The sequence below is a fragment of the Flavobacterium sp. UM26 genome, from assembly GCF_057922445.1.
In genome coordinates this window covers 119190-140187 of record NZ_JBVHCY010000002.1, presented here as the reverse complement: position 1 = coordinate 140187, position 20998 = coordinate 119190, and the positions used below count along the sequence as shown (strand labels likewise).

Sequence of the window (20998 nt, the reverse complement as noted above, 5' to 3'; positions counted from 1 at the left end):
CTTGCTGTGGCTGATATAAATACTACTTATGGAAATTAATTTAGTGAGTGATACTGTGACCAAACCTTCTCCAGAAATGTTGCAATATATGTTTAGAGCAGTTGTTGGTGACGATGTTTACAAACAAGATCCTACAGTAATTGAATTAGAAGCACGTGTAGCCGCAATGTTTGGAATGGAGGCTGGTTTGTTTTTTCCTTCAGGTACTATGGCGAATCAAACAGCTATAAAATTACATACGCAACCTGGTGAGCAGTTGATTGCTGACAAATATGCTCATGTTTATAACTATGAAGGTGGTGGAGTTTCGTTTAATAGCGGTGTTTCTTGTTGTTTGTTAGATGGTAATCGAGGAATGATTACAGCTAATCAAGTTGCAGAAGCTATCAATGACCCCGAATTTTATCACAGCCCCAAAACAAGTTTGGTGTGTGTAGAAAATACAACAAATAAAGGTGGCGGAGCCTGCTATGACCTCGAAACCTTGCAGCATATCAAGCAAGTATGCGATAGCAATAATTTAAAGTTTCATATGGATGGAGCTAGAATTTGGAATGCTTTGGTAGCCAAAAGACAAAATCCTAAGGAGTATGGAAAGTTGTTTGATACCATTTCAGTTTGTTTATCCAAAGGATTAGGAGCACCAATTGGTTCGGTTTTGTTGGCCGATAAAGAAACCATACATAGAGCTTTGCGAGTGCGTAAAATTTTAGGAGGAGGAATGCGCCAAGTAGGATATTTAGCGGCAGCAGGAATCTATGCTTTAGAAAATAATATTATGCGATTGACAGAAGACCATCGCAGAGCCAAAGAACTAGGACTGCTACTGAGCAGACTTCCTTGGGTAGAATCAGTAGAACCTGTTGAGACGAATATCTTGATTTTTAAAGTGATTCCAAGTTTGAGCGATGCACTTTTAATTGAAAAACTACGTCAAAAAAACATAGCCATTAGTTCACTAGGAAAAGGGAAACTTAGAATTGTAACACATTTGGATTATCGAGAAGTAATGCATTCTTATGTCATAGAAACCTTGCAGCGTTTGTTTGTAGCATAAAAAAAAAGGATTTATAAAACTATAAATCCTTTTTTTGTGTTTTTATTTGAATAAATTATCCATTCCTGGAATCATCGGCATATCCATTTTGGCAACGGCATCAAGTTCTGTTTGGTTTACTTGATTAGCTCTTGCAATGGCTTTATTGAGTACTAAAATCAAATAATCTTCCAGTTGTTCTTTGTCTTCTAGTAATTCATCTGCTATATGTATAGATTTTACAGCGGTATTTGCGGTGATAGTAATTTTTAATAAACCATCTGAGCTCTGTTCATCAATCAAAACGGTGTCCAATCTTTTTTTTGTGTCCTCTATTTTTTGTTGGGTTTCTTTTAGTTTTCCCATCATTCCCATTAAATCCATTTTGTTTTTTTTAAAATTATACATGCAAAATTACTATATTGCTGATTGATAATCAATAGAAAAAATAATGAAAAAAATCATTCGTTTGGGATTGCTTTGTGTTATTTTTGTGCTAACAATTTCTAAGGCAAAAGCACAAAAAATGGCTGAAAATATACAAGCACCTATAGCTAAAATTATTCCTAAAACTCTAGTAAAACATAATCATACCCGTATTGATAATTACTTCTGGCTAAACGAAAGAGAGAATCCTGAAGTCATAGCTTACTTAAATCAAGAGAATGATTATTATAATGCTAAAACAGCAGATACTAAGGAATTTCAAAAAGAGCTTTTTGAAGAAATGAAAGCTCGGATCAAAGAAGATGACCAGTCGGTTCCTTATTTTTATAACGGATATTTTTATATAACACGTTACGAAAAAGGGCAAGATTATCCTATTTATGCTAGAAAAAAAGGGAGTTTAACAGCTCCAGAAGAAATTCTTTTTAATTGTAATGAATTGGCTAAAGGGCAATCTTATTTTCAATTAGGAGGAATGAGTATTAGTCCAAATAACAAATATGCTTCGTTTGGAATAGATACTAAAGGAAGAAGGATTTATACCATTCAAATCAAGAATTTAGAAACTGGTGAAATTCTTTCAGATAAAATTGAAAATGTTACTGGAGGGTCTGTTTGGGGCAATGATAATGCAACTATATTTTATACCCAACAAGACAAAGTTACTTTAAGAGCAGATAAGGTTTTTAGACACAAATTAGGTACTGACGCTAAAAGTGATGTTTTGGTTTTTGACGAAAAAGACGATACTTTTAATGTTTATGTGAGTAAAGAAAAATCAAGAAAATATATTGTAATTGGTTCAGGAAGTACGCTAACGAGTGAGTACAGAATTTTGAATGCAGACCAACCTGAAGGAGAATTCAAAGTATTCCAACCAAGAGTTCGTGGTTTGGAGTATAGCATTTCTCATTATGGAGATTCTTTTTATATTTTGACCAATAAGGACAAAGCAACCAATTTTAAATTGATGAAAACGCCTGAAAATGCCACTTCAAAAGAAAATTGGAAAGATTTAATTCCGCATCGTAAAGATGTTTTGTTAGAAGGTATCGAAATATTTAAAAACTACTTAGTTGTTGAAGAACGTTCTAATGGTTTAAATCATATTCGTATCATGCCTTGGAACGGAAAAGGAGATTATTATTTGCCTTTTGATAACGAAACCTACAGTGCTTATACTACCACAAATGTTGATTTTGATACGGATATTCTTAGATATGGATACCAATCAATGGCAACGCCTTCTTCGGTTATCGATTTTAATATGGCAACCAAAACCAAAGAAGTATTAAAAGAACAACAGGTATTGGGCGGCAAGTTTGATAAAAATAACTACATAGAAGAACGTGTTTGGGCAACGGCTGCGGATGGTACTAAAGTGCCAATTTCTATGGTATACCATAAATCGATTAAAAAGGATAGTAAAAATCCTTTGTTATTATATGCTTACGGTTCATATGGCAATACGATGGAACCTTATTTTTCGTCTACAAGATTGACTTTGTTAGATAGGGGATTTATTTATGCTATTGCACATATTCGTGGAGGTGAAGATTTAGGAAGAAAATGGTATGAGGATGGGAAATTGCTAAAAAAGAAAAATACCTTTACTGATTTTATCGACTGCTCAAAATATGTAATTCAAGAAAAATACACTTCACCAGAACATTTGTATGCCGAAGGAGGATCTGCAGGAGGATTGTTAATGGGGGCAGTGGTAAATATGGCTCCTGAATTATACAACGGAGTAATTGCTCAAGTTCCCTTTGTTGATGTAGTAACAACAATGTTAGACGATAGTATTCCGCTTACAACAGGAGAATACGACGAATGGGGAAATCCAAATAATAAAAAATATTATGATTATATGTTATCATACTCACCATATGATAATGTAAAAAAACAACGATATCCTAATTTGTTTGTATCTACTGGTCTACATGATTCACAAGTACAATATTGGGAGCCTGCAAAATGGGTGGCAAAATTGAGAACTATGAAAGATGATAGTACAGTTTTGTATTTAGTGACTAACATGGACGCAGGTCATGGTGGAGCTTCTGGTCGATTTGAGTCTTTAAAAGAGTTGGCAAGGGAGTTTAGTTTTTTGCTAGATTTGGAGAAAATTAAAAAGTAATTCGATTTTTTTTGTTAAGTTTGCAACCTATCTAAGGTGTAGTTTTTAACACAGCTTAGATTAACTATTTTTTTATGAAAGAAGAAATAAACGCTTATAGTAATATTTTAGAGCTAATAGGTAATACTCCACTTATTAAACTAAATAGAGTTACTCAGGAAATAGAAGGTAATTTTTATGCAAAGATAGAAGCTTTCAATCCAGGACATTCTTCAAAAGATAGAATCGCATTATATATACTAGAAGAGGCAGAGCGAAGAGGAATATTATCACCTGGAGATACTATCATCGAAACAACTTCTGGAAATACAGGTTTTAGTCTTGCTATGGTTAGCATAATCAAAGGATATAATTGTATTCTTGCTGTAAGTTCCAAATCCTCTAAAGATAAGATTGATATGTTACGTAGTTTAGGAGCTAAAGTTTATGTTTGCCCTGCTCACGTATCAGCTGATGATGAAAGATCATATTACAATGTTGCTAAGAGACTTCATGAGGAAACCAAAGGTTCTGTTTATATCAATCAATACTTCAATCAATTAAATATCGATGCTCATTACTTATCTACGGGTCCAGAGATTTGGAAACAAACTAAAGGTAAGATTACTCATTTAGTAGCATGTAGTGGAACTGGAGGTACTATATCTGGAACTGCAAAATATCTAAAAGAACAGAATCCAGCAATCAAAATTTTAGGAGTTGATGCATTTGGTTCTGTATTGAAGAAGTATCATGAAACTAAGGAATTTGATAGTTCTGAGATTTATCCTTATCGAATTGAAGGATTGGGTAAAAATCTTATACCAACCGCTACAGATTTTGATGTTATTGATAAATTTATCAAAGTTACAGATGAAGAAAGTGCACATTCAACAAGAGAATTGGCTAGAAAAGAAGGTCTTTTTGTAGGGTACACTTCTGGAGCAGTAATGCAAGCAATAAAACAGTATGCAGAAGAGGGTGAGTTTAACGAAAACAGTAACGTAATTGCTATCTTTCCAGATCATGGTTCTCGTTACATGAGTAAAGTTTTTAGTGACGATTGGATGAATGCACAAGGTTTCTTCGATAGCGTAAACGAAGAAGAGGAACAAAAAATAGAGTTTGTTAAGTAGTTTGTTTTCTTAACTGTTAAAAAAAAACCATTTATTTATTTAAATGGTTTTTTTTTGTTTTTTGTTGCTTAACCAAATGGTATTGGGCAAAAAAAATGATAATTCTATTTTTTTTGCATTTTTAATTAATATGGACGATATTTTTTTTTAATGTATTTGTAAAATCAAATTATTATTCTATTTTGGTCATGTTAATATTTTATTAATTTAATAACTTTTTATATAAAACAACTTTACAAAATTATCAAACCTAATCTTACCAAAAAAACAACCGCTATGAAGAAATTGTACTTATATACGCTACTATTTTGTGGCGTTACGTTTTCAGTTATGGCTCAAAAAGAGCAAATTAAAACTGCTCAAGCAGAACTTACAAAAGGAAATGTTCAAGGAGCACTAACTATTTTAAATGAAATCGAATATTTGATTACTAATGCGAAGGATGAAGACAAATCAGATTATTATTTCACCAAGGCCAAAACTTACACAGCTTTAGCAAATAAAAAAATTGATGGTCCAAAAAACATGTCATTGGCTGTTGGTTGTTACAATGAATTGATTTTATCTGAAGTTGATTCAGGTAATTTGAAATATGCGGTTCAGGCTCGCGAAGCTGTGAAAGAATTAAAAAGTGAGTTAGAGCGTAGTTCTGCAGATGATAACAATGCACAGCGTTTTTCAGATGCAGCAATTAAAATGACTTATCTTTATGAAATGGATAAAAAAGATACGGTAAACTTGTATAATGCTGCTTCAAATTATTTCAATGCCAAACAATATGATTTAGCATTAAAAACATATGAGATGTTAAAAACGATGAAGTATTCTGGAAATGGCATGGAATACTATGCTGTTAATAAGTCTACAAAACAAGAAGAACTTTTTGTGTCTGGTGCTAATAGAGATTTAGGTGTAAAACAAGGTTCTCATGAAAAACCAAGAAATGCAAAAGCAAAATCTAAGAAAACAGATATTTTAAAACGTATTGCTTATATCTATAGCGAGAAAGGGGATATAGCAAATGCAGAAAGTAACTACAAAGCTATCATAGCTATTAATCCAAACGATGCTGAAACATATTTGGATTTGGCTTATGTTAAGCTTGATAGAAAAAAAGAAATTGCAGATAAAATGGCTCTCTTAGGAACCTCGCCTGAGGATATGAAAAAATATGATGAGTTAAAAATTAAGAAAGATGAGGAGGTTAAAGTTGCTGTTGGTTATCTTGAAAAAGCTTTGAGCTTGGAGCCAAGTAATAAAGATATCTCTAAACTGCTTCTTAACTTGTATCGTTCTTTGGATATGACAGATAAGTATGAAGCGCTAAAAGCAAAAGGATAAAAAACAACACGTTCATAAAAAAAATGTTCCCAATTGAGGAACATTTTTTTTTTAAATAATTTTCTTGATAACTCTTAATTTGTGGGTGTGTTTTTGAGTTTCGGTATTGTAAATACCAAGATGGTCTAGGCGGTCGATACGTACTTTTCCGCTTGCATGTATGATATAATTATCAGCCATAATAATGCCAACATGAATAATTTTTCCTTCTTCATTATCAAAAAAAGCCAAATCACCCGGTTCGCTTTCTTCAATAAAACTCAAGGCCTCTCCTTGCATGGCTTGTTGAGAAGCGTCCCGTTGTAAACGATGTCCATTTAGTTTGTATACCATTTGAGTAAATCCAGAGCAATCTACTCCAAAAGGAGTCTTGCCTCCCCATAGATAAGGGGCATGTAGATACATGTATGCTGTTTTGATTAGGCTATCTTTTTTCTTCACGCCGCTTATTTTGGTTCCTTCAAAACTAAAGTTGGAGATATTGATTTCAGGATAATTTAAAAAAGATAAACTTGTGCCTAATGGTATAGGGATTAATAGATTGTTTGGTCCTGTGATATATTCAATCAAATCAGCATTCAAAACAATGCTATCGTTAGAAAGTTGATGGTAATTTTGTTCGGAAATTATTTGATATTGTTTGCTGTCTACCCAGCCTTCATACTCATCATATTGAAGTTTTATTTTGGACCATTGATTGTGGGTGTCAATAATTTGAAAATGCTCTCCGAAAAGGACTTGAGAAACAATTTCACTTCTATCACTAGGTTCAAAGCGAAGAGGAATGATGGCTAAATTACAGATTCCAAACATTTTTTTTTGATTTAAAGATTGAGGTTGTTTGTTTTTCTAACAACCTCAATCTAACTTTTGTTTTAAATTTTCTCTATCACTATTGCTGAAGCCCCACCACCGCCATTGCAGATTGCTGCAGCGCCAATTTTGGCATTGTTTTGTTCTAAAACATTAAGTAAGGTAACGATTATTCTTGCTCCTGAGCAACCCAGAGGATGTCCTAAAGAGACTGCGCCACCATTTATGTTAACTTTTTCATTGTCTAAACCTAAAATTTTAGCATTAGCTAAGCCAACTACAGAAAAAGCTTCATTGAATTCGAAATAATCAACATCTGCAATAGTTAATCCAGCTTTTTCAAGAGCTTTTGGAAGTGCTTTTGCTGGGGCAGTTGTAAACCATTTTGGTTCTTGTGCGGCATCGGCATAGCTTTTTATATATGCCAAAGGTTTTATGCCTAATGATAACGCTTTTTCTTCACTCATAAGAATTAAAGCCGCTGCGCCATCATTGATTGTTGATGCGTTTGCAGCAGTAACGCTTCCGTCTTTTGTAAAAACAGGGTTTAAAGCTGGAATTTTATCTAAATTGACATTGGTGTATTCTTCGTCTTTATTGATGATAATTGGCTCGCCTTTTCTTTGAGGGACAGAAACAGGAACTACTTCGTTATCAAATTTACCTAAATTCCATGCGTCAGAAGATCTTTTGTAAGATTGTATAGCAAATGCATCTTGTTCCTCTCGTGTAATGTTGTATTCACTGGCGCACAAATCAGCACTTACCCCCATGGCGTTGTTGTCATAAGCATCTGTAAGTCCATCTTTTTGCATGCCATCAACCATAGTATTAGGGCCAAATTTGGTTCCTGAACGTAGATTCATGTAGTGTGGAATTAAACTCATGTTTTCCATTCCTCCAGCTACAACAATTTCAGCATCTCCACATTGAATAGCTTGCGAAGCTAGCATTACAGCTTTCATGCCAGATGCGCATACTTTGTTGATTGTGGTACACGCAACTTCGTTTGATAAACCGGCAAACAATGCAGCTTGTCTAGCTGGCGCTTGTCCGACTCCAGCTTGAACCACGTTTCCCATGTAGACTTCGTCAACTAGATTGGCATCTAATTGAATTTTTTCTAATGCTCCTTTTATGGCTACAGCGCCTAATTTTGGTGCGCTAATATTAGACAATCCACCCATAAAACTACCAATTGGTGTTCTTACAGCTGAAACTATAACTACTTTCTTGTTCATAATGTAAAAATATGTTGATTTGTTTAGCAAATTTAATCTTTTTTGCTACTATTTCATATTTTCATCAAATAATATGCATTGGTTTGTTGATATGAAATTTTGATAAAGTCTATTTATTTGATAGTGAAGTATTTTAGGAAAATATTGAATTTTATTTTAAAAAAACCTTCAAAATAGTTGTGAGAAACATAAAGTTGACTTAGATTTGCAACCGAAAAACAGGAAAGTTTTCTTGGTTTGGGAGAGGTGCCAGAGCGGTAATGGAGCAGATTGCTAATCTGTCGACGGGTAACCGTCGCCAGGGTTCGAGTCCCTGTCTCTCCGCAAATTTTGCACTCGGGGTGTAGCGTAGCCCGGTTATCGCGCCTGCTTTGGGAGCAGGAGGTCGCAGGTTCGAATCCTGCCACCCCGACAACAATGGACGCATAGCTCAGCTGGATAGAGCACCTGCCTTCTAAGCAGGCGGTCGAAGGTTCGAATCCTTCTGCGTTCACTTAAAACGATACTAGAAATAGTATCGTTTTTTTGTTTTTATATGTTTTTTTGATTCAAATCGTATATATTTATAAAAACATTTGATCATGCGCCATCTCTTAAAGTACTATTTTTTACTCTTTTTTTTATCCTCATCTATTCATGCTCAGTCAACTAAATCTAAAGAAAAAGATTTTGTCAGAGTTGAAGCTTCTGATACAACATTTGTTAATCTCAAGGATTATAGTGATGGTTTTGTGTATGACATGAAGTATGCAACAACCGATAATTTTTTGAAGTCAAACGTATATGATTGTGCGGAGTGTTTTTTGAGATTAAAAACGGTAAAGGCCCTTATTAAGGCTAATGATAAGTTTGTAAAAAGAGGATATAGAATTAAACTGTTTGATTGTTATCGTCCTTTGGATATTCAAAGAAAAATGTGGACCATAGTATCTAATCCAGAATATGTGGCTGATCCCGCTAAAGGTTCTATTCATAATAGAGGAGGGGCAGTTGATATAACTCTTGTAACTTTGGAGGGTAAAGAATTGGAGATGGGAACGCCTTTTGATTTTTTTGGTAAAGAAGCTAGTCACAGTTATCCATTTCCTGATAAAAAAGTAATGGATAACCGCAAAATGCTAAAAAAAATAATGCTTCAAAATGGATTTAAAGCATTTGAGTCAGAGTGGTGGCATTACAACTTAGCATCGGCTATGACTGATAAGGTCGCTAATACAAAATGGAATTGTAATTAATTTTCTATGCAAGAAATATTTTTGATAAAATAGTTTTCAGGTTGGTATACTTTGTTGTCTAATTCGGATGTGAATTCTTTTTTTATGATATAATCTTCTAAATCTGTCAAATATTTTATTCGCATCAGTGATAAAGGTGAGTTTTTTAACTTCTCAAAGCTATCTTTCAAAAAGTAAAATTCTCCAGTAGTAACTCTATTGTCAAAACCTTTATCGTCTCTCAGAAGTGTTCCGCAATTTTCTTGATCTTTATGGATTAAAGTAATAATATTTCCATCATTTAATTGAAGGAATAATTTTGAGTTTTTATCAAAACAGTTGGCTTTGATGAAGCCTTTGCTTTTTTGTATTAACTGAATATTTAAAGTGGGTACACCGTCTGTTAAAGCTAACGACAAGAAAATGTAACTCGAGGTACCAGCGAAATTTTTTTCACTAATCATATATTCTTTTGTGACTTTATAACTTCCAATTGAGTCTACAACATTGGTGCTATACTCACATTGTTTTTGTGCAAATAAAGAAAAGCTAGAAAGGGTAAAAATGATAAGTAATAGATGTTTCATGTTTTTTTAAATTTTGCTGCAAATTAAAACTATTTTGTTATTATTTACATCCGTTGTAAAAAAACAATAGGTATTTCCACCATCTTTTATTTTCCATTTTTTTCTAATGTTTTCTACGGTTTCAGGAAAATTTCGGGTAGTAATATTTGCTTTTTGATTGACTAAATTGTTTTTTAATTCTAATTTATTGTAATTCAGTTGTTTGTTTATTTTAAATCGTCTGCCAGGGAAGTCAATTAGTTCTTTATTTGTATACAAATGGGAATGGTGATGCAATTTTTTTAAATTGTATGCATAACCAACGGCATCAAAACCGCCAGATTTCATAATGGCACTATTGGGTTCATAAAGGTATTCTTCTGGTAAACCATAACTTGGTTGGCTACTATTTTCGGGAAGATCAAATATTTCTGTTTTATCCTTAAGTATGTTTACCGTTTTAATGAAGGTGTGTCCAGAATATCCTTTATGAAGTTCCCATAAAAGTTCTTTTACTTCGTTATTTAAAGCAATAATATGGATAGTTTTTACATTTTTTAATTCTATTAGACCAGCTGTTATGTCTAATAATGGAGCTGTTTTTATTAGGATTGATTTTGATTTTGAAAAGTATAAATCAATATTTTCGGGTACGTTAGGAAGGCAATCTTTAAGCATAAAAACTTTTCCTTTACTTTCGCTTCTTCTTGAGGGGTCGATGTATATCCAATCCCATGTTACGTCAGAACTAATAAGGATCTGTTGACTGTCGCCTGTTTTACATTCGATATTTAAGCTTTTTAATTGCTGAAAGTTATGCGATGTAATTGCTGAAAGTTCTGGATTTATTTCACAATGCATTACTTTTTTGAACTTTTTAGCGAAATAAAAATCATCTACCCCAAGTCCACCGGTTAAATCTATTAAGCTTGTTCCAGAAATTAAATCAGATTTATAAGCTGCTGTAACTTCAGAGGAAGTTTGTTCAATAGAAATTTTTTGAGGGTATATAATGTTTGTCGTTGAAAACCAAGTTGGAAGTTTTTCTTTAGCTTTGGCTTTGCTTTCAATTTGACCTATAATTGTTTTCCATTCAATATTCGGAAATGGATTTTTTTGTAAAGCGAGTTTAGTAATATTTTGTTCTACTTGATCGTTGATAAAATTTTGAACGTCAATGTGTAAAAAGTCGAAATCCAAGTTTAAATGTCTTTGGTTAACAGTTGAATGATTTTATTTTCTGGAAAAAATTCTTTCCCAATTACTTTTAAAATAGTGTACAAAGGTACGGCAATTACCATTCCCAAAATACCAAACAAAAAACCAGCTATAAGTATTACTAAGAAGATTTCTAATGGATGTGAGCTTACACTTTTCGAAAAAATAATAGGTTGCGATAGGTTATTGTCGATAAGTTGTACGATCCAAAACCCAATCAAGACATAAATAGTTGTAGGTAAAATTTCGGTTTGAAAATCGCTACCAAGATGGCTAATCATAGAAAGAATTGCTGCTAAAACAGACGCGATTAGCGGTCCAATGTAAGGAATGATGTTTAAGACAGCACATAAAAATGCAATGATTATTGCATTTGGAATGCCAAAAATTAATAATACAATCAAATACAAAAGAAACACTATAAAGAGTTGTAGTAATATACCAATAAAATAGCGTGAGAGCAAATGGTTGATTTTTTCTAATGAATTCAATATTTGTTCTTCATGGCTGTCAGGAATTAATTTTTTAGCGCCTACTATAAATAATACTCGATCCTTTAAGAAAAAAAAAGTTATAAATAGAACTGAAGCTAATCCCATCCCGAAACTGCTGATGGTCCCAAGAATTGAGTTTAAAAAATTTGGAATGATGCCAAAGTTTATTTTTGAAGTAATGTTATTGAAATTAAGGAGTTTTTTGGCATTAATGTGATGACTTTCTAAAAAGGCATTGATTTGATTAATGAGTGCAATGGCATTTTTCTCTATTTCTTTCGTATTTAAAAGAGAAAGATTTTGGCTTTGTGAGGTAATTAAAGGAACGAATAAGATAACAATCCCAAATATAATCGCCACAAAAATTACTATGGTTGTAATAGTTGCGAGGTTATGTGAAAATTTTAATTTCTTTTTGAAAAAATCCAAAAAGGGATTACCAATCAAGGTCAAAATTAAGGAGACCACAAGGTAAACTAAAACGGATTGTATTTGATATAAAAAATAAAGACCTAATGCAGAAGCTACTATGATAGCTAATGCTCTAATTATTCCGTTGGCAATTAGTTTTGAAGTAATCATATTGGGGTAATTTTGTTCATAAATATAAAAAAAACTCGCTAGGTCTAGCGAGTTTTAAATACAATTATTTTGTTTAGGATTAGATTCCGAATCCAGATCTTGCACCTCCGCTTACGAATAGAGCAGCCATTCTAGCTTTTTGTCCATTGGTAAACATGTACATTCCTCTGTCATCAGTATAATCCATGTAGTTCATGGTCATTTCTACTGGTGTTCCAGTACAAGTACTTAAGTGTGGATAAGTTGGAACTCCGTAGTTTGGAGAGTCATGTGTAGGTGTATCAGATACTAAATCACTTCCGCAAGTAGCATCACCCCAAATATGTCTCAAATTCATCCAGTGTCCTACTTCATGGCTAGCTGTTCTTCCTAAGTTGTATGGATAGCTTGGTCCTGAGTTACTTGTTACTCCAAAGTATTTAGAATCAATTACAACTCCATCTGTTGCCGCAGCACCTCCAGGGAATTGTGCATATCCTAAAATACCTCCACCAATGGTGCAAGCCCATAAGTTTAACGTGTTTGATGGAGAAGTTGGAGCAATACCGCCTTGATTGGTTTTTTTCATAGCATCTCTAGTTCCCCAAGATGTTTTGGTGGTTGATTTACGGTTGATTTTAACCAATTCAAAAGTTATTCCAACATTAGCAGCAACGCCCGCAAATAAAGCAGGGGTACTAGAAAAATCAGAATTTGTAGCTGTAAAATCTTTATTCAAAACATCAATTTGAGATTGAATTAAAGCATCAGAAATGTTTTCTGCTGCAGTGCGATATAGTACATTTACAACAACAGGAATTACCACTTTCCCGTTTACTAATTTACCTGTTAGTCTAGCTTTTTGTGTAAACTCTTCGATTTGGTTCATTCGAATTGCTAAAGATGGATCAGCTGCTAATTGTGCTTGAAACACTTCGTTTGTTGCACATCCTCTTCTAGCTACTGCTTGACCATTTGAACTAGTGTTTAATGTTTCCTCGTTTTGACAAGAAAAAAGCATTAATAAAAGCCCTGCACTTAATAAAATTTTTTTCATAATTTGGGTTTTGTTAAATTGTTATAAAAAAGTTAATTTGGTTAATTGTTTAACAATTTTATAACATATTTTTTAAACTACCAATTTTTTGAATAAAATTTTTTAAAATATTTGTTTGCTATTCAGGAGTTTAGCTGTTGTGTTATTTTTCTAGTTATCTCGTATAGCGCAATTCCAGTGGCCTGAACTACATTCATACTGCTGTTTTTGCCAAACATTTCAATATGAGCAATTTGATGAGATTTTTTTAAAAAGTAATCTGAAACTCCATCAATTTCATTTCCAATTAGTACTGCTATTTTTTTATTTTTTGGAATTTCAATTTCAGCTAACGGTTTACTGTTTGCTGTTATTTCTAAAGCAATAATTTCAAAATCATTTGCCATTAAGTAATCCGAAACAGCTTCTTTTGTTTCGAATAATTCATAGGGTACATGAAGATGAGTATTTCGAGAGGTTTTATTAATTTTTCTTGGATTCATTTGGTTTCCCATGCCTAGAAAAATAATTTTTTTTACACCAAAAGCTTCACTTATTCTAAATAAGGAACCAATGTTGGGCTGAAAAATAATGTGGTCACACACTAAAATTATAGGAAATTCTTGGTTTTGAAAAGGAACCGATTCATGATTTAATTGCATGAAAATAGTTTTAATTATTGAAAATATAATTAATGATGTTTGCGCCCATTTTTAGTGCTTTTTGTCGAACTTCTATTGGGTCATTGTTTACTTCGGCATCTTCCCAACCGTCGCCTAAATCACATTCGTAGGTATAAAGTAACACTAAACGATTGGCTATAAATATTCCATAGGCTTGAGGTCTTTTGCCATCGTGTTCGTGAATCTTTGGCAAGCCAGAACTGAAAACAAAGGGTTTTTGGAATATTGGATGACCAGAAGGTATCTCAACCAAATCATAATTAGGAAATAATTTTTTTATTTCTTTTCTAATGTATTGATCCATTCCATAATTATCATCAATGTGCAAAAAGCCACCCGCTTCAAGATATTTTTTTAAATTCTCTGCTTCCGAATCATTGAAAACAACATTTCCGTGCCCTGTCATGTGAATAAATGGATAGGAAAATAAATCAGGACTATTGGGCTCAACAGTAGCTGGTTTGTTTTTTATTTTGGTATTGATGTTGTTATTGCAAAACCGAATCAAATTGGGTAAGGAGGTAGGATTAGCATACCAATCGCCTCCGCCATTGTACTTCAGTAGTGCAATTTCTTGCGCATTGCTTCCGAAAGAAATTAAAAAAATAAATAATAAAAGAGGTTTTATCATTATCAAAATTATTAAAAGAGAATTTATCTCAAATATTGTTATTCATTAAAAAAAGCTACACTATGACAAGCTACAACAGCCGCTGTTTCTGTTCTTAACCTAGTTTTGCCTAATGTCACAGCAATAAAGTTATTGGCTAGTGCAGTTTCAATTTCCTTTTCAGAAAAATCTCCCTCAGGACCAATAAGTATGGTTGTTTTTGTATTCTTTTTTAAAACAGATTTTAATGATTTTTTATCGGTTTCTTCACAATGTGCAATCAATAAAGACCCATCGTGTTCTTGTTTTATGAAGTCTTTAAATGAAATCGCCTCATTTAATTTGGGTAAATAGCAAGTATTACATTGCTTCATTGCTGTCAAGATTATCTTTTCAAATCGTTCTTTATTGATTACTTTTCTTTCAGAGCGATCACAAAAGATAGGAGTTATTTCTTGAATACCAATTTCAGTAGCTTTTTCTAGAAACCATTCAAAGCGATCATTCATTTTGGTAGGTGCTACAGCTAGATGCAAGGGGTGAAGCGAAGGCGGAATTTTTTCGAAGGATAAAATCGAAACATTGCATTTGCTATCTGAAGCTAAAGTGATAGCTGTTTTAAATAAATAACCTAATCCGTTGGTAACAAAAAGAATATCGCCGTCTTTTTTTCGAAGGACTTTGATGATATGTTTGCTTTCTTCTTTGTCAAATACAAAAGAAGTACTGTTTTCGTTTATCGAGGAATTGTAAAATAGTTGCATGATTAAAATGGGATTCTTGCTTTTGAAACAACCGAAGCTGCTTCAAAATGTTGCGATAAATATTTTTGATAACCAACTATTCCTATCATTGCGGCATTGTCTGTGGTGTATTCAAATTTAGGAATGAAGGTTTTCCAACCGTATTTTTTTTCTGCTTCTTGTAAAGTAGTTCTAATTCCTGAGTTGGCAGAGACACCACCGCCAATTGCTACTTGCTTTATCCCTGTTTCTTTGACGGCTTGTTTTAGTTTGTCCATCAAAATAGCAATGATTGTGTATTGTATAGAAGCACAAATGTCATTTTTGTTTTCTTCAATAAAGTTCGGATTATCTTTTTGATTCTTTTGAATAAAATACAAAATAGCTGTTTTTAAACCTGAAAAACTAAAATCTAATCCAGCAACTTTAGGCTTGGTAAATGTATAGGCTTTAGGATTACCAGATTGTGCTAGTTTATCTACTAAAGGACCTCCAGGATAGGGTAATCCTAGAATTTTTGCACTTTTATCAAATGCTTCTCCTACGGCATCATCTGTTGTCTCTCCAATTATGGTCATATCAAAAAAGCCATCAACACGAACAATCTGAGTGTGTCCTCCGCTTATCGTTAAAGCCAAAAACGGAAATTTTGGCTTTTGATATCCTTCTTCATCAATAAAATGTGCTAAAATATGAGCATGCATATGGTTTACAGCAATCAAAGGGATTGAAAGAGCTGTCGCCATAGATTTAGCAAACGAGCTCCCTACAAGTAATGAACCCATCAATCCAGGACCTTGCGTGAAGGCAATGGCTGACAGTTGTTCTTTGGTAATATTGGCTTTTTTTAGCGCAGCATCAATAACAGGAACTATATTTTGTTGATGTGCCCTTGATGCCAATTCTGGAACCACACCTCCATATTGATTATGTATAAGTTGATTGGCTACAACATTTGATAAGACTTTGTCGTTATAAAGAACCGCTGCTGCGGTATCATCACAAGAGCTTTCAATAGCAAGAATAAAAACGTCTTGATTTTGCATAAAAAGGGACAAATTTTAAATTTATTTTGATTAATGGCAGTAAAATTCTTTAATTTTACCGCTTGGTCAAAATTAGCTATTTTTTATGAAATGGCACCTCAAGTCATTAGTTTTATAGCTTTATTAAGTCTATGAGTGTCTTTAGGTCTCTCTAGTGCTATGCGGTTTACCAAATGAATATTTAATATTTCGGTTATCAAAAAAATAAAAAAAATACTATTACGTGCTGCTTTGGCTCTTTTGCTTCTATTGTTAGTAGCAGGAATTGCTCTTTCGCTTCCTGTAGTTCAAACAAGCATAGCCAAAGAGGTAATGAATAAAATCAATTCCTCTTATGGTACTTCTATTGTTATTGACGAAGTAGCAATTTCTATTTTTGGTGGAGTAAAATTGAAAAAAGTACTGATTCTAGACCATCATAAAGACACTTTGATTTATGCCAATAGAATTAAAACAAATCTTATAGGGATGAAAAAAGCCCTAGATGGCGATTTGATTTTTAATGATATCCGTTTGGACGGATTGCTTTTTAATTTAAAGACCTACAAAAAAGAAAAATTTACCAATTTAGATGTTTTCATTGAAGCTTTTGAAACAGGAAAACCTTCAACTAAGCCTTTTTTAATGACTGCTAGGGAAGTTTTTATTGCTAACGGGCATTTTGTTATGATCGATGAAAATAGAGCAATTCCAAAGGATGTAGACTTTACAAAACTGTATGCTCAGATCAGTAATTTTCAAATTCTTGGGCCCGAAGTGCATACTAATATTAATCAACTTTCTTTTAAGGACCATCGCGGCGTTTTTGTAAAAAGGTTAAGTGCTAAATTTAGTTACAACAAAAAACGCATTCGTTTAGAGAATCTAGATTTGGCTACAAAAGAGTCAACGCTTAAGGCTGATGTACAATTAAATTATAAGATTGAGGATTTTGCAGATTTCAATAACAAAGTAAAGTTTGATGTTAAGTTGAAATCTTCCTCGATTGCTTCTAATGATATCCGTTTTTTTTACAATGAATTGGGACAAAACCTATTTTTTAAAGCACGTTCTAGAATTGAAGGAACTTTAAACAATTTGAGTTTGACAGATCTTTTTCTCTTTGACAAAAAAGGTTCAAGGATAATTGGAAGTATCAATTTCAAAAATTTATTTCCTTCAAAAGGGCAAGAGTTTTATATGAAGGGGAAGTTCAAATCATTGACTACTAGCTACGATGATTTGGTTACAATTTTGCCTAATGTTTTAGGCAAAAGTCTCCCTACTGTTTTACAAAAATTAGGGAAAGTTGATTTGGTTGGTGATACCGAATTGACAACGCAAAATATTGAGGCCAATTTTAGGATGAATACCTCTATTGGAACTGTTACATCAGACTTGGTTATTTTGAATATGGATCAATCTGATATAGCCAAGTATAAAGGAAATGTTGATTTGCTTAATTTTGATCTGGGCGCCTTGTTCGAACAGAAAGATATGGGGCAAACTACTTTGAATCTTGCGATTGACGGTTTAGGTTTTACTGAAAAAAGCCTTGATACCGATGTAAAAGGTACAGTTACAAAAATTAAGTATAATAATTATAACTACAGTAATGTGGTTTTGGATGGTCATTTTAAAATGCCTTTATATAAGGGTACTGCAACTGTAAACGATCCAAATTTGGTCTTGAAATTTGACGGTTTAGTAGATTTAAGTGGCAAACAAAACAATTATGATTTTCATATTGCCATTGATAAAGCTCATCTGCATCAATTGCATTTTGATAAAGATGTAATTTCTAATTTCAAAGGAGATGTAGTGGTGAATGCCAAAGGCAATTCTATAGATAATACATCGGGGGATATTTATTTAAGAAATGCCAGTTATGTAAATTCAAAAAAAACCTATGTTTTTGACGATGTGCATGTTTCTTCAGTATTTGATGCTGATAATGTAAGAACGTTAAGTATTAATTCTACGGATGTTGGTCAAGGACAAGTAATAGGTAAATTTAAGTTTAATCAATTAGAGGCCTTAGTTCAAAATTCTTTAGGAAGCCTTTATGGAAATTACAAGCCTATACTTGTTGCAAAAGGACAATACTTGAAATTTGATTTTACTATATTTAATAAAATAGTCGAGGTTTTGTATCCTGAAGTCGCTTTAGCCTCTGATGCAAGAGTAAAGGGATTAATCAATGCAGATAACAAAGAATTCAAAATGAGTTTAAATGCAGAGAAGATTACAGCCTCCGGAACAACTCTAGATAATGTTAGACTTGCAATCGATAATAAAAACCCTTTATTCAACACCTTTGTTGAATTGGATAGCATTAAAACAGGTGTTTATAAAATTAGAGATTTCAGTTTGATCAATGTTACCATGAAGGATTCTTTGAAAATAAGAACTGAGTTTAAAGGGGGCGAAAAAGGAGAAGATGTTTTTAATCTTAATCTTTATCATACTATTGATAAGAGTAAAAATAATGTTATTGGTTTTAGTAAATCAGATATAAAATTCAAAAATTATGTGTGGAATCTGAATGAAGTGGATACCAAAAGTAACCAAATTATTTTTGATAAAGCACTAAAGAATTTTGCCATAAATGATATTGTATTGACCCATGAAGATCAGCAGATAGATTTAAGTGGTTTTATCAAAGGAAGTAATTATAAAGACCTGCATCTTAATTTTAAGGGAGTTGATTTAAAAAAGATAACCCCTTCGAGCGATCAATTTGCTTTTAATGGAAATATTAGTGGAGAGGTGAATTTTGAGCAAGAGGTCGCTATTTATAAGCCAACAGCTTCTGTTTTTGTGGAACGATTGAAAATAAATGATACTTTTTTTGGAGATTTAGCTTTTGATATTCAGGGTGATCAGAGTTTTAAAAAGTTTACCATACAATCTAATTTAGAGAACGATAGTTTCGAATCCTTTAGTGCAAATGGTCACTTTGAAATTGTAAATAATGAAACTCTTCTTGATCTAGATATTAAATTGGATAAATTTAATTTGGCTTTTTTGAGTCCAGTAGGCGGTGAGGTTATTAAAAATATAAGAGGATTAGCTTCTGGAAACACTAAAGTTCAAGGTACAACCGCTAAGCCAGATATAAATGGACGTTTGTATTTAGAAGGAGCAGGAATGAATATTCCTTATTTAAATGTTGATTATGAATTGGCAGACAGAACTATTGTTGATTTATCTAACGAAAAGTTTTTGTTCCGAAATAATGCTATTATAGATACGAAATTCAATACCAAAGGGATTTTGAATGGCGTGGTGGAGCACAATCAATTTTCGGATTGGAAATTAGATTTGACAATTGATTCTAAACGATTTTTGGCCTTAGATACAAAAGATAGCGAAGACGCAGCTTACTTTGGAACAGCTTTTATAGATGGTTCAGCTTTGATAAAAGGACCCGTTGATGGGTTGTTTATAAAAGTAGAAGCGAAATCTGAGAAAGGTACTTCGGTTAAAATTCCGATAAATAATGCCGAAAGTGTTAGTGAAAATGGGTTCATTCATTTTGTTACTGCAAAAGAAAAAAGCAATAGCAAAAACGGAATTACGGAACGTTTAAGAGATTATAACGGACTTGAATTAGAATTTGATTTTGATATCAACCCCAACGCTGAAGTTGAAGTAATTCTGGATAGAAATACGGGGCATGGAATGAAAGGTAAGGGTTATGGTTCTTTACTTTTTAAAATCAATACTTTAGGAAAATTCAATATGTGGGGTGATTTTCAAGCGTACGAAGGGACCTATAATTTTAAATATGGAGGACTAATCGATAAAAAGTTTGCTGTTAAAAAAGGAGGTTCAATCATATGGGAAGGAAACCCTATGAAAGCACAGTTGAATCTTGAAGCGGTGTACAAAACAACAGCAAATCCTTCGGTGTTACTAGAAAATTCTTCATTTAATACCAAAGTACCTGTTGAAGTGGTAGTAGGTATCAGAGGCGATTTAGCAAGACCTGAGCCCGATTTTAATATTGTATTTCCAACGGTGAGTTCTGTTTTAGAATCCGAAATCCAATATAAATTGAATGACAAGGACACCAGACAAACGCAAGCACTTTATTTGTTGTCTTCGGGAAGTTTTTTGAGTGCCCAAGGTATAAGTCAGTCAGATTTTTCAACGAGTCTTTTTGAAACAGCTTCTGGACTCTTGGGAGATATAATTAAATCCGATAATGATAAATTTAAAGTTGGTGTAAATGTTATTACAGCTGATAGAAGAGCAGGGCGGGAGACAGACGGGCGTTTTGTAGCTACCCTTTCTTCACAATTGAATGAAAGAATAACCATTAACGGTAAAGTCGGGGTGCCTTTTGGGGGAGTAAATGAATCCGCGATTATAGGTGACGTAGAAATTTTATATAGAGTAAATGAAGCGGGTAATTTTAATCTGAGATTGTTCAATAAAGAGAATGATATCAATTATATTGGACAAGGAATAGGATATACCCAAGGTGTCGGTATTTCGTATGATGTCGATTTTGATACGTTCAAAGAGTTTGTTCAGCAAATATTTAAAAAGCATAAATTGGTTATCCCATCCAAAACAACACATGTGGATGATGATTCCTCATTAAGCCCTGATTATATTAACTTTAATAAATCAAAAAAACCAGCACCTGAAAAACCCAAGAAAAATCAAGAAGGTCTTATTCCTGAAGAAGAATATTGATGGTTATG

The 20998-nt window shown here is 33.1% G+C and carries 17 protein-coding genes and 3 tRNA genes; 9 read left to right on the top strand and 11 right to left on the bottom strand.

Annotated features, from left to right (window positions below; genetic code table 11):
• Positions 1-28 precede the first annotated feature (28 nt).
• Complete coding sequence (locus tag ACZ1AQ_RS03010) at positions 29-1057, top strand: threonine aldolase family protein (RefSeq protein ID WP_489631467.1); 1029 nt, start codon at positions 29-31, stop codon at positions 1055-1057.
• A 42-nt stretch (positions 1058-1099) separates the two neighbouring features.
• On the opposite strand, the gene ACZ1AQ_RS03005 is transcribed toward ACZ1AQ_RS03010, so the two are convergent.
• Complete coding sequence (locus ACZ1AQ_RS03005; protein WP_489631466.1) at positions 1100-1444, bottom strand: YbaB/EbfC family nucleoid-associated protein; 345 nt, start codon at positions 1442-1444, stop codon at positions 1100-1102.
• Between the two features lie 118 nt (positions 1445-1562).
• On the opposite strand from ACZ1AQ_RS03005, the gene ACZ1AQ_RS03000 reads away from it, so the two are divergent.
• The 3 genes from ACZ1AQ_RS03000 to ACZ1AQ_RS02990 all read left to right on the top strand — a co-directional run bounded on the left by ACZ1AQ_RS03000 (position 1563) and on the right by ACZ1AQ_RS02990 (position 6079).
• Positions 1563-3623, top strand: coding sequence for a S9 family peptidase (locus ACZ1AQ_RS03000; RefSeq protein WP_489631735.1), 2061 nt, complete (start codon positions 1563-1565; stop codon positions 3621-3623).
• A 74-nt stretch (positions 3624-3697) separates the two neighbouring features.
• Positions 3698-4738, top strand: a complete 1041-nt coding sequence (gene capA, locus ACZ1AQ_RS02995) for a cysteate synthase (RefSeq protein ID WP_489631465.1) — start codon at positions 3698-3700, stop codon at positions 4736-4738.
• Positions 4739-5014: 276 nt separating this feature from the next.
• On the top strand, positions 5015-6079 hold the full coding sequence (locus ACZ1AQ_RS02990; protein ID WP_489631464.1) for a tetratricopeptide repeat protein: 1065 nt from the start codon (positions 5015-5017) through the stop codon (positions 6077-6079).
• A 51-nt stretch (positions 6080-6130) separates the two neighbouring features.
• Here the strand turns inward: ACZ1AQ_RS02990 and ACZ1AQ_RS02985 are convergent, their stop codons facing one another.
• Positions 6131-6892: a C40 family peptidase gene (locus ACZ1AQ_RS02985; protein ID WP_489631463.1), complete on the bottom strand. Its 762-nt coding sequence runs from the start codon at positions 6890-6892 to the stop codon at positions 6131-6133.
• A gap of 62 nt (positions 6893-6954) precedes the next feature.
• Positions 6955-8133 (bottom strand): acetyl-CoA C-acyltransferase, encoded by a 1179-nt coding sequence (locus tag ACZ1AQ_RS02980; protein ID WP_489631462.1) that lies wholly within the window; start codon positions 8131-8133, stop codon positions 6955-6957.
• Between the two features lie 240 nt (positions 8134-8373).
• Here ACZ1AQ_RS02980 and ACZ1AQ_RS02975 point away from each other — a divergent pair.
• The 4 genes from ACZ1AQ_RS02975 (at position 8374) to ACZ1AQ_RS02960 (ending at position 9368) form a co-directional block, all read left to right on the top strand.
• Positions 8374-8457: transfer RNA gene (locus ACZ1AQ_RS02975), tRNA-Ser, on the top strand.
• Positions 8458-8470: 13 nt separating this feature from the next.
• Positions 8471-8545 (top strand) — tRNA-Pro (locus ACZ1AQ_RS02970).
• A gap of 7 nt (positions 8546-8552) precedes the next feature.
• Positions 8553-8626: transfer RNA gene (locus tag ACZ1AQ_RS02965), tRNA-Arg, on the top strand.
• Between the two features lie 88 nt (positions 8627-8714).
• Complete coding sequence (locus ACZ1AQ_RS02960) at positions 8715-9368, top strand: M15 family metallopeptidase (protein ID WP_489631461.1); 654 nt, start codon at positions 8715-8717, stop codon at positions 9366-9368.
• On the opposite strand, the gene ACZ1AQ_RS02955 is transcribed toward ACZ1AQ_RS02960, so the two are convergent.
• From ACZ1AQ_RS02955 to tsaD, 8 genes are all read right to left on the bottom strand, one after another.
• The gene (locus ACZ1AQ_RS02955; RefSeq protein ID WP_489631460.1) at positions 9365-9934 is read right to left on the bottom strand and encodes a hypothetical protein; all 570 of its coding nucleotides are present in this window, start codon (positions 9932-9934) and stop codon (positions 9365-9367) included. The genes ACZ1AQ_RS02960 and ACZ1AQ_RS02955 overlap by 4 nt on opposite strands.
• A 6-nt stretch (positions 9935-9940) precedes the next feature.
• Complete coding sequence (locus ACZ1AQ_RS02950) at positions 9941-11113, bottom strand: THUMP-like domain-containing protein (protein ID WP_489631459.1); 1173 nt, start codon at positions 11111-11113, stop codon at positions 9941-9943.
• A 2-nt stretch (positions 11114-11115) separates the two neighbouring features.
• Positions 11116-12207 carry an AI-2E family transporter gene (locus ACZ1AQ_RS02945; RefSeq protein ID WP_489631458.1) on the bottom strand — a complete coding sequence of 364 codons (1092 nt, stop codon included), beginning with the start codon at positions 12205-12207 and terminating at the stop codon, positions 11116-11118.
• A gap of 79 nt (positions 12208-12286) precedes the next feature.
• Positions 12287-13243 carry a zinc metalloprotease gene (locus tag ACZ1AQ_RS02940; RefSeq protein WP_489631457.1) on the bottom strand — a complete coding sequence of 319 codons (957 nt, stop codon included), beginning with the start codon at positions 13241-13243 and terminating at the stop codon, positions 12287-12289.
• Positions 13244-13365: 122 nt separating this feature from the next.
• Positions 13366-13884: a TrmH family RNA methyltransferase gene (locus tag ACZ1AQ_RS02935; protein WP_489631456.1), complete on the bottom strand. Its 519-nt coding sequence runs from the start codon at positions 13882-13884 to the stop codon at positions 13366-13368.
• A gap of 10 nt (positions 13885-13894) precedes the next feature.
• Positions 13895-14536, bottom strand: coding sequence for a DUF4159 domain-containing protein (locus ACZ1AQ_RS02930; RefSeq protein ID WP_489631455.1), 642 nt, complete (start codon positions 14534-14536; stop codon positions 13895-13897).
• A gap of 38 nt (positions 14537-14574) precedes the next feature.
• The gene (locus ACZ1AQ_RS02925) at positions 14575-15279 is read right to left on the bottom strand and encodes a 16S rRNA (uracil(1498)-N(3))-methyltransferase (RefSeq protein WP_489631454.1); all 705 of its coding nucleotides are present in this window, start codon (positions 15277-15279) and stop codon (positions 14575-14577) included.
• 2 nt (positions 15280-15281) lie between these two features.
• Complete coding sequence (gene tsaD, locus ACZ1AQ_RS02920; protein ID WP_489631453.1) at positions 15282-16304, bottom strand: tRNA (adenosine(37)-N6)-threonylcarbamoyltransferase complex transferase subunit TsaD; 1023 nt, start codon at positions 16302-16304, stop codon at positions 15282-15284.
• A gap of 240 nt (positions 16305-16544) precedes the next feature.
• Between tsaD and ACZ1AQ_RS02915 the strand changes: the two genes are divergently transcribed.
• Positions 16545-20990 carry a translocation/assembly module TamB domain-containing protein gene (locus ACZ1AQ_RS02915; protein ID WP_489631452.1) on the top strand — a complete coding sequence of 1482 codons (4446 nt, stop codon included), beginning with the start codon at positions 16545-16547 and terminating at the stop codon, positions 20988-20990.
• Positions 20991-20998: the final 8 nt, after the last annotated feature.